At 62.8% G+C, this 16,564-nt stretch carries 17 protein-coding genes; 13 read left to right on the top strand and 4 right to left on the bottom strand.

Features of this window, described 5'->3' with window-relative positions; translation table 11 throughout:
• The first annotated feature begins 16 nt into the window (after positions 1 to 16).
• Together rodA and GEOBRER4_RS11665 are read left to right on the top strand one after the other, a co-directional pair.
• A complete protein-coding gene (gene rodA, locus GEOBRER4_RS11670) occupies positions 17 to 1,117 on the top strand; it encodes a rod shape-determining protein RodA (protein WP_085812445.1) in 1,101 nt (366 codons plus the stop codon).
• Between the two features lie 79 nt (positions 1,118 to 1,196).
• Positions 1,197 to 2,333, top strand: coding sequence for a tRNA-queuosine alpha-mannosyltransferase domain-containing protein (locus GEOBRER4_RS11665; protein WP_185242436.1), 1,137 nt, complete (start codon positions 1,197 to 1,199; stop codon positions 2,331 to 2,333).
• A gap of 56 nt (positions 2,334 to 2,389) precedes the next feature.
• Here GEOBRER4_RS11665 and GEOBRER4_RS11660 read toward each other — a convergent pair whose 3' ends face one another.
• A complete protein-coding gene (locus GEOBRER4_RS11660; protein WP_162843114.1) occupies positions 2,390 to 2,548 on the bottom strand; it encodes a TFIIB-type zinc ribbon-containing protein in 159 nt (52 codons plus the stop codon).
• Positions 2,549 to 3,006: 458 nt separating this feature from the next.
• On the opposite strand from GEOBRER4_RS11660, the gene amrS reads away from it, so the two are divergent.
• From amrS to GEOBRER4_RS11620, 8 genes are all read left to right on the top strand, one after another.
• The gene (amrS, locus tag GEOBRER4_RS11655) at positions 3,007 to 4,020 is read left to right on the top strand and encodes an AmmeMemoRadiSam system radical SAM enzyme (protein ID WP_185242435.1); all 1,014 of its coding nucleotides are present in this window, start codon (positions 3,007 to 3,009) and stop codon (positions 4,018 to 4,020) included.
• Positions 4,011 to 5,399, top strand: a complete 1,389-nt coding sequence (locus tag GEOBRER4_RS11650) for a sensor histidine kinase (RefSeq protein WP_185242434.1) — start codon at positions 4,011 to 4,013, stop codon at positions 5,397 to 5,399. The genes amrS and GEOBRER4_RS11650 overlap by 10 nt, the downstream gene beginning before the upstream one ends.
• A 91-nt stretch (positions 5,400 to 5,490) precedes the next feature.
• Entirely contained in the window at positions 5,491 to 6,144 is a 654-nt protein-coding gene (locus GEOBRER4_RS11645) for a lysophospholipid acyltransferase family protein (RefSeq protein ID WP_185242433.1), read from the top strand.
• Entirely contained in the window at positions 6,134 to 6,580 is a 447-nt protein-coding gene (gene rnhA / locus GEOBRER4_RS11640) for a ribonuclease HI (RefSeq protein ID WP_085812450.1), read from the top strand. Before GEOBRER4_RS11645 ends, rnhA begins: the two co-directional genes overlap by 11 nt.
• Positions 6,581 to 6,611: 31 nt before the next feature.
• Positions 6,612 to 6,917 carry an HNH endonuclease gene (locus tag GEOBRER4_RS11635; RefSeq protein WP_085812451.1) on the top strand — a complete coding sequence of 102 codons (306 nt, stop codon included), beginning with the start codon at positions 6,612 to 6,614 and terminating at the stop codon, positions 6,915 to 6,917.
• Positions 6,918 to 6,941: 24 nt separating this feature from the next.
• Positions 6,942 to 7,562 (top strand): HAD family hydrolase, encoded by a 621-nt coding sequence (locus GEOBRER4_RS11630; protein ID WP_185242432.1) that lies wholly within the window; start codon positions 6,942 to 6,944, stop codon positions 7,560 to 7,562.
• 18 nt (positions 7,563 to 7,580) lie between these two features.
• Positions 7,581 to 8,033: a tetratricopeptide repeat protein gene (locus GEOBRER4_RS11625; RefSeq protein ID WP_185242431.1), complete on the top strand. Its 453-nt coding sequence runs from the start codon at positions 7,581 to 7,583 to the stop codon at positions 8,031 to 8,033.
• A 57-nt stretch (positions 8,034 to 8,090) separates the two neighbouring features.
• Positions 8,091 to 8,471 carry a VOC family protein gene (locus GEOBRER4_RS11620; protein ID WP_085812454.1) on the top strand — a complete coding sequence of 127 codons (381 nt, stop codon included), beginning with the start codon at positions 8,091 to 8,093 and terminating at the stop codon, positions 8,469 to 8,471.
• A gap of 76 nt (positions 8,472 to 8,547) precedes the next feature.
• Here GEOBRER4_RS11620 and pfkA read toward each other — a convergent pair whose 3' ends face one another.
• The 3 genes from pfkA to GEOBRER4_RS11605 all read right to left on the bottom strand — a co-directional run bounded on the left by pfkA (position 8,548) and on the right by GEOBRER4_RS11605 (position 13,429).
• Complete coding sequence (gene pfkA / locus GEOBRER4_RS11615; protein WP_185242430.1) at positions 8,548 to 9,507, bottom strand: 6-phosphofructokinase; 960 nt, start codon at positions 9,505 to 9,507, stop codon at positions 8,548 to 8,550.
• Between the two features lie 119 nt (positions 9,508 to 9,626).
• Positions 9,627 to 10,931: a replication-associated recombination protein A gene (locus tag GEOBRER4_RS11610; protein WP_185242429.1), complete on the bottom strand. Its 1,305-nt coding sequence runs from the start codon at positions 10,929 to 10,931 to the stop codon at positions 9,627 to 9,629.
• The gene (locus GEOBRER4_RS11605) at positions 10,931 to 13,429 is read right to left on the bottom strand and encodes a glycogen/starch/alpha-glucan phosphorylase (RefSeq protein ID WP_185242428.1); all 2,499 of its coding nucleotides are present in this window, start codon (positions 13,427 to 13,429) and stop codon (positions 10,931 to 10,933) included. Before GEOBRER4_RS11605 ends, GEOBRER4_RS11610 begins: the two co-directional genes overlap by 1 nt.
• A 137-nt stretch (positions 13,430 to 13,566) precedes the next feature.
• On the opposite strand from GEOBRER4_RS11605, the gene GEOBRER4_RS11600 reads away from it, so the two are divergent.
• Genes GEOBRER4_RS11600 through GEOBRER4_RS11590 form a run of 3 tightly spaced genes read left to right on the top strand, consistent with a single transcriptional unit; the run spans position 13,567 to position 16,545 of the window.
• A complete protein-coding gene (locus GEOBRER4_RS11600) occupies positions 13,567 to 14,433 on the top strand; it encodes an NAD(+)/NADH kinase (protein WP_185242427.1) in 867 nt (288 codons plus the stop codon).
• A 4-nt stretch (positions 14,434 to 14,437) separates the two neighbouring features.
• Positions 14,438 to 16,099 carry a DNA repair protein RecN gene (gene recN / locus GEOBRER4_RS11595; RefSeq protein WP_185242426.1) on the top strand — a complete coding sequence of 554 codons (1,662 nt, stop codon included), beginning with the start codon at positions 14,438 to 14,440 and terminating at the stop codon, positions 16,097 to 16,099.
• The gene (locus GEOBRER4_RS11590; protein ID WP_185242425.1) at positions 16,096 to 16,545 is read left to right on the top strand and encodes an N-acetyltransferase; all 450 of its coding nucleotides are present in this window, start codon (positions 16,096 to 16,098) and stop codon (positions 16,543 to 16,545) included. The genes recN and GEOBRER4_RS11590 overlap by 4 nt, the downstream gene beginning before the upstream one ends.
• Positions 16,546 to 16,564: the final 19 nt, after the last annotated feature.

Below are 16,564 nucleotides of genomic sequence, written 5' to 3'. Positions count from 1 at the left end.
AGGAGAAGGAACGCAGATGTTCGACAGACGGCTATTCACAAACTTCGACTGGACCCTTTTGGCAGTGGTGCTGCTCATCACCGCCTTCGGGGTGATCAACATATACAGCGCCTCGTCCTCGTACCGCGACATAGGGACACCCTACTACCTGAAGCAGCTCTACTGGATCTTCGCCGGTCTCACCCTCTGTCTTACGGTCTGCAGCCTCGACTACCACATGCTGGAGGACTTCGCCTACTGGCTCTACGGCGCCGTCCTGGTTTTGCTGGTGCTGGTGCTGGTGGCGGGGAAGACGACCATGGGGGCGACCCGCTGGATCAACCTGGGCTTCTTCAACATGCAGCCTTCCGAGCCGATGAAGATCGTCATCATCATGACCTTCGCCAGGTTCTTCAGCCGCTACCCGATCTTCAAGGGGCTGACGCTCAAGGACCTGGTGTACCCGCTGCTCATCCTGGGGATGCCGGCCCTGCTCATCATGAAGCAGCCGGATCTCGGGACAGCTGTTCTGGTCACCCTGATCGGGGGGAGCATGCTTCTCTTCGTCGGCGTCCGCTGGTCCGCCCTGGCCACACTCTTCGCCGCCGCCGTTCCCATCGTCTACGGTGCCTGGAACTTCGGGCTGCATGACTACCAGAAAAAGCGTATCTACAACTTCCTCAACCCCGACCTCGACCCCCTGGGAAGCGGCTACCACATCATCCAGAGCAAGATTGCGGTCGGCTCCGGGGCCACCTTCGGCAAGGGGTTCATGCAGGGAACCCAGTCCCAGCTCCGTTTTCTCCCCGAGCAGCACACCGACTTCGCCTTCTCGGTCTTCGCCGAGGAATGGGGCTTTGCCGGCTGCCTGCTGATGCTGACCCTCTACCTGTTCCTCGTCCTCTGGGGGCTCGGCATCGCCAAAAGGTGCAACGACCGCTTCGGCTCGCTCCTGGCCGTCGGGGTCTCCGCCATGCTATTTTGGCACATCGTGATCAACATGGGGATGGTGATCGGCCTCCTTCCCGTCGTAGGGGTTCCGCTGCCGTTCTTTTCCTATGGCGGCACCTCCATGGTCACCTCCATGGTGGGTGTGGGGATACTGCTGAACATAAGCATGCGGCGCTTCATGTTCTAAGTCCTTGGACATGTGGTTTTACGTTGTCAATTGTCCATCGTCAATTGTCAATTGTCAATTGGTCTAGAGGAGCTGCGGCATGCGCATCACATTGTTAGAGCCTTACTGCACCGGCTCCCACGCCGCCTGGGCGCGGGAGTTCGCGGCAAACAGCAGCCACGAGGTCGAGCTCTTGACGCTTCCAGGGCGCAACTGGAAGTGGCGCATGCACGGCGGCGCGGTTACGCTCGCTGCAAGGTTTCTGGAGCAGCCGCGGCCGGACCTGATCCTAGCCACCGACATGCTCGACCTCACCACCTTCCTGGCGCTTACCCGCAGCGCGAGCCACGGCATCCCGACCGCCCTGTACTTCCACGAAAACCAGCTCACCTACCCGTGGTCCCCCACGGACCAGGACCCTGCCCTGCAAAGGGACCTGCACTACGCCTTCATCAACTACGCGAGCGCACTTGCGGCCGATGCCGTGCTGTTCAACTCCCGTTACCATCGCGACTCCTTCCTGGGAGCGCTCCCCCGGTTCCTGCAGGCGTTTCCCGATGCGGTTGACCTGGCCTCTGCTGAGCGGATCGCCAGGAAGAGCAGGGTTCTTCCCCTGGGGCTCGACCTGCGAAAACTGGACCGTCACCGCCCGCCCGCCAAGGACAAGTCACGGGTGCCGCTTGTGCTTTGGAACCATCGATGGGAATACGACAAGGCGCCGGAGCCCTTTTTCGAGTCGCTTTACCGGCTGGCCAACGACGGGGTCGAGTTCGAGGTCGCGGTGGTGGGTGAGTCCTTCGGGCGCGGGCCCGGGGTGTTCCGGCAGGCGCGGGAAAGGCTCGGCTCGCGCGTGGTGCAGTGGGGGTATCTGGAACGCTTTTCCGATTACGCAGCCTGGCTCTGGAGGGCCGACATCCTGCCGGTCACCTCGCGCCAGGAGTTCTTCGGCGCGAGCGTGGTGCAGGCCCTTTACTGCGGCTGTCGTCCGCTTTTACCGGACCGGCTCGCCTACCCGGAGCATGTTCCTGACGAGGCCCGGGAGAGGGTGCTCTACCGCGACGATGGGAATTTGGCGGAGCGGTTGAGAGAGCTGATACTGGAGCGCGAAAGAGGTGAGGTGCTGGACTGCTTCGTCGGGCGCTACGATTGGGAAAAGCTGGCGCCGGTCTACGACAGCTTCCTGGAAAGGGTTGCTCTGGGAGTGGACGGGGTAGTGCCGGAGGTTCCCGGCTGGTAGGGGAATTTTTGCCCAAGGAAACGGAGGGGGGGGCGCCTTAGCGCCCCCATTCCCGATCAGGCAGCCTGCTGCTGCTTGCTGACCATGATGATCTTGCTGTGTTTTTCCAGCCAGACCGTGCCGCACGAGGTGCATTCCAGCAGGTCCTTCGCGTAGCCGTCGGAATGCATGTCGATCTCGATTCCTTTTTTGCTGCTGCAGTGGGGGCATTGCATGTTTGTTTTTCTCCTATAGGCAGAATTATGATTTCGACACTATATATAAAGCGACGTCCGGGTCAAGTGTAAAATTTCCGAAAAAATGCCCTAAAACAGTAGTTTAGCTTTTCCTCCCCCTTGCTTCGCCGAGCCTTCATTTTAAAACAACCTTGTCTCCGGATCTTGAAACTTCAGGAATTTGATTTACAACTCATCGGCATGACAACAGTTTTCCGATATCAAACACGGGTATGCCATTTTTACAGATTGGAGTTGATCCTTACGTAAAGGGGGAGCGCCGGGAAATTTTTTTTTCCGCACCTTCGTCCCGTAACGACGGTTTGGAGAATTTTTCCCTTTATCGGCGGGATAGCTGACAATTCCCCACTTTCAGCTGGAGTTTTTCTGATCCGGATGCTATATTTGCCGCCGCTAATTCTTGTTCCGCCCGGGGCGAAGACCCAAGGAGGGAGATCATGAAAGAAGCCATGTTTTACGAAAAGCTTGACGGGGAGCGGGTTCGCTGCGGCCTGTGCCGCTTCCGCTGCCTGATCGGCAGCGGAAAGTTCGGGCACTGCAGGGTGCGACAGAACCGCGCGGGGGTGCTCTACTCACTGGTCTACGGGCGCGCCGTGGCCGAGCACGTGGACCCCATAGAGAAAAAGCCCCTCTTCCATCTGCTTCCGGGGAGCCGCTCCTACTCCGTAGCCACGGTGGGGTGCAACTTCCGTTGCCTGCACTGCCAGAACTACAGCATCTCACAGCCCGACGAGCAGAGCGTCGAGCGTGCCGGCTTTGCGCTTTCGCCGGAGCAGATCGTGGAGCGTGCCCTTGCTGCCGGCTGCCGTTCCATAGCCTACACCTACACCGAGCCCACCATCTTCTTCGAGTACGCCTACGAGACGGCCAAGCTGGCCCGCGAGGCAGGCCTCAAGAACATCTTCGTCACCAACGGCTACATCACCAGCGAGGCGCTCTCGGTGATGGCTCCCTATCTGGACGCAGCCAACATCGATCTCAAAGGTTTCAGCGATTCCTTCTACCGCGAGGTGGTGGGCGCCTCACTCGACGAGGTGCTCGACTGCATCAGGCAGTACAAGAGGCTCGGCATCTGGATCGAGATCACTACCCTGGTGATCCCCAACCGCAACGACTCCGAAGATGAGTTGCGCGGCATCGCGCGCTTCATCGCCGACGAGGTCGGCGTGGACACCCCGTGGCACGTGAGCCAGTTTTACCCGACCTATCGCCTGACGGACGAGCCACGCACTCCCGTCTCGACGCTGAGAAAGGCACGCGACTTGGGGCTTGAAGCTGGCTTGCGCTACGTGTACGAGGGGAACGTCCCTGGCGAGGGGGGGGAGAACAGCTACTGCCCGGGCTGCGGTGCGCTGCTGATCCGAAGGTACGGCTACGTGGTGGAGGAAAACCTACTGGCGCAGGGGCGCTGTGGCTCCTGCGGAGCCGCGGTCGAAGGGGTGTGGAGTTGAAATTGCGCCTTTCTTTCTGCGCCGGCCTCTCCGAGGCGGGCGGGAGGTCCTTCCTGCTCCAGGCGCTGCTTGGGTGCGGCCTTATCCTGCTGTTCTGGCTGCTTCAGGCGGCCATAATCCATTTCCTCTTCGACGGAGGCTCTTTCTACCAAAAGCTGCTGCACCCGGATCTGCACCAGGTGGCTGAGTTCTCCCTGGTGGTCTTCCTGGTCTGCTGCCTGCTCCTTTCCAGCAGGCGGTCACATCGGCTGCAGGACCAGCTGGAGTCGGCCCTGAAAAACGCCCTGGAAAAGTCGGAGGACGACAGGGCCAAGCTGCGGGGTATCGTCGAGGCGATGGGTGACGCGATCTCCATCCAGGCCCCTGACATGACCATCGTCTACCAAAACCGGGCCCACGTCGAGATGATGGGGCGCCATGTCGGAGAACCCTGCTATCAGGCGTACCGCCAGGAAAAGGAGATCTGCCCCGGCTGTCATCTGGCGGCCGCCTTCGAAGACGGCAAGGTGCACCGCGCTAAGGTGAGCCCGGATCCTTTAGACGGCGGGCGCTACGTGGAGATCACCGGCTCGGTGCTGAACGGGGTGGACGGCAGGCCCGCCCTCGGCATCGAGGTGGTGCGGGACGTTACGGCCCAGCGACTTGCCGAGCGCGAGGCTGCCCAGTTGAACCTGGCCCTGACCAGGCAGGCCTGCGAGCTGCAGCAGGTGAACCGGGAGCTGGAGGCGTTCTGTCTGGCGGTCGCCCATGACCTCCGCGCGCCCCTTACCAGGATCTACAGTTCGGCGCAGGAACTGCAGGGGTACAGCGCGTTGCTCGACGAAAACGGCCGCTTCTTCGTTTCGCTCGTCAACGACGGTTGCGTGCAGATGGAGTCGATGATCGAGGCGCTGATGACCCTTTGCCACGTAACGGAGATGGAGATGGTCTCCACCACTGTGGACTTGGCCCAGCTGGCGCAAGAACTTGCCGCGCAGCTGCAGCTGGACACGCCGGGGCGGGAGGTGGCGCTGAAGCTTCCCGAGCGGGTTCTGGTCCATGGGGACCGGGAACTGTTGCGCATCGCCCTGGGCAACCTTTTGTCCAACGCCTGGAAGTACACCTCGAACGTGACCGAGCCCGTGATCGAGCTCGGTACCCTGTGCAATGAGCAGAGGGAGCTGGTGGTCTTCGTCAAGGACAACGGCGCCGGCTTCGACAACCTCCGCGCCGAGGAGCTCTTCCAACCCTTCAGGCGCCTGCACTCGGCCCGGGAGTTCCCCGGCACAGGCCTTGGGCTCGCCACGGTGCGCCGCATCATACGGCGGCACAACGGCCGGGTCTGGGGAGAAGGTAGGCCTGGGGAGGGAGCGACTTTCTACTTTACCGTCAACGGTTGATCTTGGCTGGAAACGGTTGCCCCCGGTCCGCCATTCATGCTATAAATCATCGTTCTCAGCAACAAAATCCACTGCATGAGGGGTCTCTTCCTTGAAGGTCTCACTTCTGCGTCGCCTCTGGGTCACCTTTTCCGTCTGGGTGATCGGCTGCTACGCCTCCGCGCTCAACCGCTTCACCGTTCACGGCGCCGAGCGCATCCCCGGTTCGGGAGGGGTGCTGGTCGCTTCCAACCATATCTCCGCCTACGACACGATCTTCCTCCCCTGGGCCGTCATCAGGCGCCATCCGCTGCAGATGCTCTGGGCCCCGGCCAAGGAGGAGCTGTTCCAAAGCCGCTTCATGGGGCTCGTCTACCGCTCCTGGGGCGCCTTCCCGGTGCGCCGCGGCCGCGACATCCGCGCCGGAAAGCAGATCAACGCGCTCTTGGCGGACCAGAAGGTGATGCTCTTCCCCGAGGGGACCAGGCACAAGGACGGGGTGCTCGGCAAGGGGAACCGTGGCGTGGGCAAGATCATCTACGACACGAGGCCCCAGGTGATACCGACCGCGCTCACCGGCGTGAACCGCTGGAAGTTCCCGGCGCTGGGCGCCCAGGGGGCGGTCCGCTTCGGCCACCCGCTCGACTTCTCCGACCTCTACGCGCTGGAAGACTGCAAGGAGACCCACCAGCTGATCGTGGACCGGGTGATGGAGGCGATCGCCTCGCTTTTGCAGCAGGACAGGGGGAGCGTCGATGCAGGTTGAGATCTTTTGCGACGGGGCCTGCAGCGGCAACCCCGGCGTCGGGGGGTACGGCAGCATCCTGCGCTGCGGCGAGACGGTGAAGGAGATCTCCGGCGCCGAGGGTGAGACCACGAACAACCGGATGGAGATGAGCGCCGCTATCGCCGCGCTGGAGGCGCTGAAACGCCCCTGCGAGGTTGTGGTCACCACCGATAGCCAGTACCTGGCTAAGGGGATGACCGAGTGGCTTTCCGGCTGGGTCAAGCGCGGCTGGGTGAACTCCAAGAAGGAACCGGTGTTAAACCGCGACCTCTGGGAGCGGCTCCTCGAACTCTCGAAGGTGCACAAGATCCGCTGGGTCTGGGTGCGCGGCCACAACGGCCACGTGGAGAACGAGCGCTGCGACGAACTGGCGCGCGCGGCCATCGACAGCTGGCGAGCCGGCAACGGCAGGTAACGCGGGAAAAGCAGGAAGCAGAGGAAGCGGATTGGACTATTTCATCATCGAGGTCTCCGAGGAGGAGATACGCAGGGAACGTGAGAAGGCGCGCGAGCTGCGCCGCAGCCAGTGGTGGAAAAACCGCCTTGGGCGCGGCGCCTGCCACTGGTGCGGCGGGAAGTTCCCGCCCGCCGAGCTTTCCATGGACCACGTGGTGCCGGTGATCCGCGGGGGGAAGTCGACCCGCGGCAACGTGGTCCCCGCCTGCAAGGAATGTAACAACAAGAAGAAGCACATGCTTCCCATCGAGTGGGAGGAATACCTGGAGACGCTTGCCGGGAACCAGCAGAAGTAACGGGCTGTGCCCGCGGAGAATATTTTGAAAAAAGAGACCAAGGCGGTCATCTACGACTGCGACGGGGTGCTGTTCGACTCCTTCGAGGCGAACTACGCCTTCTACGGACAGGTGGTGGAACGCTTCGGCAAGGCGCCTCTGGACCGAAGCGACGCCGAGCTGATGCGGATCCTGCATACCTACTGCAACAAGGACGTGCTCTCCCATATCTTCGCCGGCTTCGACCGGATGGACGAGGTGCGGGCCTTTTCGGCCAGCATCGACTACAGGAAGCTCTTTCCCCTGATGGTGATGGAGGAGGGGTTGAGGGAGACGCTGGAGGCGCTGAAGGGGAGGGTGGAGCTCGCCGTCTGCACCAACAGGGCAAGCTCCATGGACCTGCTCTTGGAGAGCTTCGGGCTCGCCCCCTATTTCAGCTGCGTCATGACCGCGGCGCTGGTGCAAAACCCGAAACCGCACCCGGAGCCGCTTTGGAAGGTGCTGGAGCGATACGGCATCGCACCGGAAGAGGCCCTTTTCATCGGGGATTCCGAGGTGGACCGCCAGGCGGCCGACGCTGCCGGGGTCCCGTTTGTCGCCTACCGCGGTGAGATGCCCGCGCTGGCAAGGATTGAGAAGCACCAGGAACTGCTGTTACTGCTGTAGTCGCCGGAGGTGGGACCGATGGAGCTCATGCCGCAGGACGATCCGTTAAAACTTTGCCAGCGCGCCATCGAGGTGCTGTCGGGGGGGGACCCCCAGGCGGCCCTTCCCTTGTTGGAGCGGGCCTTCAAGGTGCAGGACAACCCCGCCCTGCACTCGTACCTTGGGTACTGCATCGCCAAGGAGCGGGGGCAGGTGAGGAAAGGGCGCGACCTCTGCCTCGCCTCGCTGGAGATCGAGCCGCAAAACCCGGCCCACCACCTGAACCTTGCCAAAGTGCACCAGATCGCCGGGCAAAAGCCCGAGGCGCTAGCGGCCCTCAGGAAGGGGATGGAGGCCGGAGGAAGTCCTGAGATCCTGGCGCTCTTGCACGTGCTCGGCACCAGAAAGCCCCCTCCCATCAGGTTTCTTTCGCGCGACAACCCGCTCAACAAGTGGATCGGCATCGCCCTTGGGCGGATCGGGTTGCGCTGAAAGGCTCCTCCCCTATAATTTGATGCGGCTGACATACCTTTTACAGGGGGTGACCAGATGGCCGATCAATTCAAGGAGCAGGGGGCTTTCAGCTGGCTGGAACTGAGCACGCCGGATGTGGCCGCTTCCCGGGCCTTCTACGGAAGGCTCTTCGGCTGGAAGACCGAACCGTGGAGCGGCTCGGAGGATTACGCCCTGATCAAGGTGGGGGACCGCGAGGTAGGGGGGATGACCCCGCGGCGCCCCGGTCAGCGCAAGCCTGTCGGCTGGGGGGCTTACGTGACGGTCACCGATGTCGACGCGACCGCCCTCCTCGCAGCGGAGCTCGGGGGGAAGGTGCTGGTTCCCGCGACCGACATCCCCCGGGTGGGGCGCTTCTGCGTCATCCAGGACCCGCAGGGGGCTGTGATCACCGCCATCACCTACTGCCGTCCCTAGCCGTTAAAAGCCATGAAAAAAGGGGAGCGCCGCTTGAGCCGGCGCTCCCCTTTCGTTTGCGTCTTTTGACCCGCCGCTAGATCCCCAGGATCAGCGACATCTCGTGCAGCTCGTCTTGCTGCCTCTTCTCGCTCACCACCACAGTCTCCAAAAGCGTCGGCAAGATGGCGTTGCAGCAAAGCCCCACCATCTTTCCCATCTGCCCGGCCAGAAGGTTCTCCACGGCCGCGTGCCCGAACCTGCTCCCCAGAAGCCGGTCGAAGACCGAGGGGGCGCCCCCCCTCTGGTAGTGGCCGAGCACCGTGACCCTGGTCTCGAAGCCGATGGCGTCCTTGATGTTGTCTGCTATGTTCTGGGCGCGCCCGGCCCCTTCGGCCAGGATGATGATAGCGTTGCTGCGCCCCTCCTCGTAACGGAGCCTGAGCTGGTTGCAGAGGTCGGCGATGTCGCACTCCACCTCGGGGATGATGGCGTACTCGGCGCCGGTGGCGATGGCCGCCATGCTGGCTAGATAGCCCGAGTTCCTCCCCATCACCTCGATGACGAAGGCGCGGTCGTGCGAACTGGCCGTGTCCTTGATGCAGTCGACCGCGTAGATGATGTTGTTGAGCGCCGTGTCCACCCCGAGCGCCATGTCGGTGAAGGGTATGTCGTTGTCGATGCTGGCGGGAATGCCTATCACAGGCACCCCCATGCGGTGCAGCGCCAGCGCGCCGTTCAAGGAGCCGTCCCCCCCGATCACCACCAGCCCCTCGACCCCGAACTCCTCCAGGTGCCTGACCGCCTTCTCCCTTCCCAAGACAGTGCGGAACTCCTCGCTGCGGGCCGACTGCAGGAAGGTCCCGCCGCGGTGCAGGATCCCGGCCACGTCCTTGGTCTGCATCTCGAGGAAGTCCCCCTTCAAAAGGCCCGAATACCCCTTGCGGAACCCTACCACCTGCACCCCGTGCCCCAGCGCGGTCCTGGTCGCGGCCCTGATCGCCGCGTTCATGCCGGAGCAGTCGCCGCCGCTGGTGATTATCCCTATCTTCTTCATCCTTGACTCCGCTCGGAAATTAATGGGCCGTCCCCTCCCTCTTCATGATCCGCGGGAAAGGCCAGCTTGAATATACCATGGGGGAAAGCGATTTCAACGGCGGTCGGGGCTTTAATGAACTATGCCTTCTCCCGCTCGCCGCGGATCCATTCCATCCGCTCCTTGATGCTCTTCTCGTAGCCGCTCTCCTTTGGAGCGTAGAAGCGCCGGCCGGCGAGCGCCTCGGGGAGGTAGTTCTGCCGCACCACCCCCTGGTGGTCGTGGGGGTATAGGTACCCCTTGCCGTAGCCCAGCCCTTTCATGAGCTTCGTCGGTGCGTTCCTGATCTCCATGGGGACCGGCTGCGCCCCGCTCTTTCTCACCTCGGCGAGCGCCTCGTTGATCCCGTTGTAGCTGGCGTTGGACTTAGGCGCGGTGGCTAAGTAGGTGACCGCCTGCCCGAGGATGATCCTCCCCTCCGGCATCCCCACCAGTTGGAACGCCTGCAGCGCGGAGACTGCGAGCTGCAGCCCGCGGGGGTCGGCGTTCCCCACGTCCTCGGAGGCGAAGATCACCATGCGCCTCAGGATGAAGATCGGGTCCTCTCCCGCCTCCAGCATGCGGGCGAGCCAGTAGAGCGCCGCATCCGGGTCGGAGCCCCGCATCGACTTGATGAAGGCGGAGATGACGTTGTAGTGCTCCTCCCCCCCCTTGTCGTAGAGAAGGGGCTTCTTCTGCACCGCCTCGCGCGCGCTCTCCAGCGTGATCACGCCTTGGTGCGACAGGCGCGAACCGGTCTCCAGGGTGTTGAGCGCAACCCGCGCGTCGCCGCCTGCCTGCTCCGCCATGAAAGCGAGCGCCTCGTCGGTCGCGGAGAGCTTCAGCTCGCCCAGTCCCCGTTCGCGGTCGGCGAGCGCGTTTTGCAGGATCTTCAGCAGGTCCTCGTCGGAAAGGGGCTGCAGCACCAGGACCTTGCAGCGGGAGAGCAGCGGTGCGATTACCTCGAAGGAGGGGTTTTCCGTGGTGGCGCCGATGATGGTGAAGGTGCCGCGCTCGACGTGGGGGAGAAAGGCGTCCTGCTGGCTCTTGTTGAAGCGGTGGATCTCGTCCACGAAGAGGATGGTCCGCTTCCCCTGGTACTTCAGGGTCTCCTCGGCCTCCTTGACCACCTCGCGGATCTCCTTGATGCCGCTCATGATGGCGGAGAAGAAGATGAAGTGCGACCGGGTGGCGTTGGCTATGATGCGGGCCAGCGTGGTCTTGCCGCTTCCCGGCGGCCCCCAGAAGATGAGCGAGGTGAGGCGGTCGCTCTCGATCAGCCGGCGCAGCATCTTACCTTCGCCCACCAGGTGCCCCTGGCCCAGGTACTCCGCCATGCTGCGCGGCCGCATCCGCTCGGCCAAAGGTGCGAACTCCTCCCGGTTGCCGTTGAAGAGATCCGCCATCAATGCCTCTGCAGTTCGACGGCGCCGGGAAGGATGTCGACAGGTTTGATCCCCCAGATCTCTCGGGCGTACTGGTCTATGGTGCGGTCGCTGGAGAACTTCCCCATGCCGGCGCAGTTGAGGATCGCCTGCCGGGCCCACTCGTCCTTCTGGCGGAAGAGTTCGCTCACCTTCTCCTGGCAGGCGACGTAGGCCGCGTAGTCGGCCAGAAGCATGTAGTAGTCCCCCAGGTTCAAAAGCGACTCGGTGAGCGGGGTGAAGAGCTCCGGCGCCCAGGGGGAGAAGTACCCCGAGGCGATCATGTCCAGCACCCGGCGCAGCTCGCGGTTGTTGTTGTAGTACTCCCTGGGGTTGTAGCCCCGGGCCCGCAGGGCCGCGACTTCCGCCGCGGTCATGCCGAAGATGAAGATGTTCTCCCTCCCCACCTCCTCCATGATCTCGATGTTGGCGCCGTCCAGGGTGCCGATGGTGAGCGCGCCGTTCAGGGCGAACTTCATGTTGCCGGTCCCCGACGCCTCGGTGCCGGCGGTGGAGATCTGCTCGGAGAGGTCGGAGGCGGGGAAGATCTTCTCCGCCAGGGTGACCCCGTAGTTGGCGAGGAACACCACCTTGATCCTTCCCGCCACGTCCGGGTCGCGGTTCACCACGGCGGCGACCGCGTTGATGAGCCGGATGATCAGTTTGGCAGCGGCGTAGGCGGGGGCCGCCTTGCCGGCGAAGATGAAGGTGCGCGGCACCACCTCGGCCTTCGGGTTGTCCTTGATCCGGTTGAAGAGCGTGATGATGTGCAGGACGTTCAGAAGCTGGCGCTTGTACTCGTGGATGCGCTTCACCTGCACGTCGAAGAGCGACTCCGGGTCCACCTCGATGTGGTTGTGCTGCAGGATGTAGCGGCAAAGGTATTCCTTGTTCTCCCGCTTCACCTTCTGCCAGCGCTCCAGAAACTCGGGGTCGGAGGCTATGGCGCGCAGCTTCTCCAGCTCGTAGAGGTTCGTGGTCCATCCTGGACCGATGTAGTCGTCGATCAAGGCTGAGAGCCGCGGGTTGCTCATCTTGAGCCAGCGCCTTTGCGTGATCCCGTTGGTCTTGTTGTTGAACCTTTCCGGGTACATCTCGTAGAAGTCGCGGAAGAGCTCGTTTTTAAGGATCTCTGTGTGCAGAGCCGCCACCCCGTTCACCGAATGGCTCCCGACGATGGCCAGGTACGCCATGCGGATCTTTCGCTCCCAGTGCTCCTCGACGATCGACATGCGCGAGAGCCGGTCGGGGTCGTCCGGGAAGCGCTCGCGGATCTCCTTCAGGAAATTCTCGTTGATCTCGTAGATGATCTGCAGATGACGGGGGAGTATCTGCTCGAAGAACCAGACCGGCCACTGCTCCAGCGCCTCGGGGAGGATGGTGTGGTTGGTGTAGGCGAAGGTCTTCCGGGTGATCTCCCAGGCGTCCTCCCACTCCACGTTGTGCAGGTCGATCAGAACCCGCATCAGCTCAGGGATGGCGAGGGTGGGGTGGGTGTCGTTCAGCTGGATGGCGACCTTCTCCGGGAGCTTTTTCATGTCGCTGTGCTTCTTCTTGAAACGGTAGATCACGTCGTGCACGGTGGCCGAGGCTAGGAAGTACTCCTGCTTGAAGCGGAGCTCCTTCCCCTCGATGACGTTGTCGGCGGGGTAGAGCACCTTGGAGATGGTCTCGGACTGCATCTTCTTTTCCACCGCGCGGATGTAGTTCCCCTCGTTGAAGAACTTCAGGTCGAACTCGCGGCTGGATTTCGCGGTCCAAAGCCTCAGCGTGTTGACGCTTTGGGTCTGGTAGCCGGGGATCGGGGTATCGTAGGCCATGGCCATGACGTCCTCGGTGTCGACCCACTCGCGCAAGAGCTTCCCGTTCTTGTCGAAGGTGGTGATGACGCGCCCGTAGAACTTCACCGTGTGCAGGTGCTCCTGGCGGTCGAGCTCCCAGGGGTTTCTGTAGCGCAGCCAGTTGTCAGGGATCTCGACCTGCGCCCCGTCCGCTATGTGCTGTCGGAAGATGCCGTACTCGTAGCGGATGCCGTAGCCGTAGGCGGGGATGGACATGGTGGCCATGGAATCGAGGAAACAGGCGGCGAGCCTCCCCAGACCGCCGTTGCCGAGCCCCGCGTCCTGTTCCTCGTCTAGCGTCTCCTCGAAGTAGTTCTCGCCGAGCGAGTCGAGCGCCTCCTGGAACTCGTCCCATATCCCAAGGTTGATGAGGCTGTTTCCGAGCGTCCTCCCCATCAGGAATTCCATCGAGATATAGTAGACTCTCTTGTGGTCGGAGTTGTAGTATGCCTGTTGGGTGTCGAGCCAGCGCTCTACCAGCTTGTCGCGTACGGCATAAGCCAGTGCGTTGAACCTGTCGTACTTGGTCGCTGAGTACTTGTCCTTGCCCAGGGTGTATTCCAGGTGCTCAAGAAAAGATTTGATAATGAGCATCTTCTGGTCAAGCGTCTCGTTCAAGCCCATTTGTTCTTCGGTCATGAGTCACCCTGCTTTTGCCCGTAGTTTGCTGCGGGAACGGTGTCCGAGGCTGTGTCTTTCAGTACCAGTTTCCGTTGGACATGATACTACAACTGTGCTAGTAAATCCTAAATTACATTACAAGTAAAGGCCTCCGGATGAAAAAAATCGCCATTTTTGCCAAAGTCCACGACCCGCGCTCACTGGCCGTGGCGGAGGAGCTGATCGAGTGGCTGGCGGCGCGCGGCGTGACCGCCCACGTCGAGGAGCACCTCTCCAGGAGGCTCAGGCGCACCACCCTGGCCGAGAGCTCCGAGAGCACGGAGATCGCGGCCGACGCCGACCTGGTGGTGGTGCTCGGCGGTGACGGCACCCTCATCGCCGCGGCGAGGCTTGTAGGGGAGCGGGATGTCCCGATACTGGCGGTGAACCTGGGGAGCCTGGGCTTTCTCACCGAGATCACGCTGGACGAGCTCTACCCCTCGGTCGAGCGCTGCCTGGCCGGCGATTTCGAGGTGACCGAGAGGATGATGCTGATGGCCAGCGTCGAGCGCGCCGGGGAGGTGGTGGAGCTGCACCGGGTGCTGAACGACGTGGTGATCAACAAGGGGGCCCTGGCGCGGATCATCGACATGGAGACCTCGGTGAGCGGGCGCTACCTGACCACCTTCAAGGCGGACGGCCTGATCGTCTCCACACCGACCGGCTCAACCGGCTATTCGCTTTCGGCCAACGGCCCGATCCTGCACCCGGAGCTCGAGTGCATCTCGATCACCCCCATCTGCCCGCATACCCTCACCAACCGGCCGCTGGTGATGGCCGCGGACGCCCACATCGCCATAAAGCTGAAGTACGCCCCGGACGAGTCGGTCTTTCTCACCCTCGACGGGCAGGTCGGTATGAAGCTTCTCTCCGGCGACGTGGTGCAGATCACCAAGGCGGCGCACGTAACGAGGCTGATCCAGTCCCGCAGCAAGGACTACTTCGAGGTCTTAAGGACCAAGCTCAAGTGGGGCGAGAGGTGATGCCTTGCTGAGAGAACTGCAGATAACCAACCTGGCCATCATCGAGAAGCTGCACGTCGAGTTCGCCCCCGGGCTCAACATCCTGACCGGCGAGACTGGCGCGGGGAAATCCATCATCATCGACGCGGTGAACCTGATCCTCGGCGGGCGCGCGAGCTCCGACCTGATCCGCTCAGGCGCCAAGGAAGCCTCGGTCGAGGCGGTCTTCGACCTCGAGGGGCGCGAGGCGCTGCTCGCCGCGCTTGCCGAGGCGGGGGTGGAGTGCGAAGGAGAGCTCCTGGTGCGGCGCGTGGTGCAGCAGGGGGGGAAGAACCGTGTCTTCATCGGCGGCGGGCTTGCCACCACCTCGGTCCTCTCCGAGCTCAGCCGCAACCTGATCAACATCTACGGCCAGCACGACGCGCAGACGCTATTGAAGACGGAGAACCACCTGCGCCTTCTGGACGGCTTCGCCGGCGCCCTTTCCCTGCGCGAGGAGTTCGCCTCCCGCTTCGAGGCCTACCAGGCCGCGAAGAACGAGCTGGCGGCGCTGGAGCAGGGGGAGCGCGAGGCCGAGCGGCGCCTGGACCTCCTCTCCTTCCAAAGCGGCGAGATCGCCGATGCGAAGCTCCACGCTGGCGAGGAGGAAGAGCTTGCCGAGGAGCGGCTGAGGCTCTCCCACAGCGGGAAGCTCCTCTCGGCAAGCCAGCAGGCCTTCGAGACGCTCTACGGGGGAGACGCGGCACTTCTGGGGGCGCTGCGCCGCATGATCGGAACCGTTGCCGAGGCGGGTTCCCTCGATCATGCCCTCGCGCCGGTAGCCGACACGCTGGAAGCGGCCTATGCCCAGCTGGAAGACGCGGCTCTCACCCTGCGCGATTACGCGGCCAGCGTCGAGGCCGAGCCGGGGAGGCTGGAGCAGCTTGAGGACAGGCTCGACGCCATCAACCGCCTGAAGCGGAAATACGGCGCCGACATCGACGAGATCCTCGCCTATAAGGGGCAGGTGGACGCCGAGCTCGCAGCCCTTGGGAACAGAGAAGAGGCCAAGGGCGAACTTCAGCAGAGGATTGCCGCCCTGGAAGGCGAACTTGAGGTGTTAGGGGGGAAGCTCTCGAAAATGCGCGAGAAGGGTGCGTCGGAGCTCAAGGCGGGGATGGAGCGGGAGCTTTCCGAGCTCGCCATGAAAAACTCCCTCTTCGAGACCTCATTCGAGCGAAGCTCCGAGGCTAGAAGCTACGGCTTCGAGCGCTGCGAGTTCCTCTTTTCGCCCAACCCCGGCGAGCCCCCAAAGCCCCTGGCGAAGATCGCCTCGGGGGGGGAGCTTTCCCGGCTCATGCTCGCCTTGAAGCAGCTGCACCCCGACTCCGAGGTCCCGACGCTCATCTTTGACGAGGTCGATACCGGGATCGGCGGGGCCACCTCGGCGCTCATAGGCGAGAAGCTGAAGCGGGTGGCGCGCTCCCAGCAGGTGCTGGCCATCACCCACCTGCCTCAGGTGGCCGCCTTTGCCGACCTGCACCTGAAGGTGGAGAAGGGTGTGAGCGCAGGGCGGACCGCGACCAGCGTGGAGTACCTGGACCCCGAGGCCCGGGTGGCGGAAATAGCGCGCATGCTGGCAGGCGCGCGGGTCACAGAGAAGACCCTGGAGCACGCCAGGGAGATGATTCAGGAGGCAGTAAGATGATCAGAAAGGCAAGAATCAGCGACGTAAAAGACATCCAGAAGCTCCTCACCAGCTTTGCCAGCCGCGGCGAGATGCTCTCGCGCTCCCTCTCCGAGTTGTACGAGGCGCTGCGCGATTTCTACGTATACGAGGAGGGGGGGGAGCTTCTTGGCACCTCCGCCCTGCACATCGTCTGGGAAGATCTCGCCGAGGTCCGTTCAGTCGCCGTTGCCGAGAGCGCCGGCAGGCGCGGCATCGGGAGCCAGGTGGTCGGCGCCTGCATCGCCGAGGCGCGTGAGCTGGGGCTGAAACGGCTCTTTTGCCTCACCTACAAGCCCGACTTCTTCGCCAAGTTCGGCTTCAAGATCGCCGACAAGTCCGAGCTGCCGCACAAGGTTTGGGGCGATTGCATCAAGTGCGTGAAGTTCCCCGACTGCGACGAAATCGCCATGGTGCTGGATCTGTAGCCCTAGCCCCTGTTTTTAC

Source organism: Citrifermentans bremense (assembly GCF_014218275.1).
Taxonomy (GTDB): Bacteria; Desulfobacterota; Desulfuromonadia; order Geobacterales; family Geobacteraceae; genus Geomonas; species Geomonas pelophila.
Note: the sequence above shows the minus strand (reverse complement) of the source record. Positions and strands in the feature narration are given on the sequence as shown.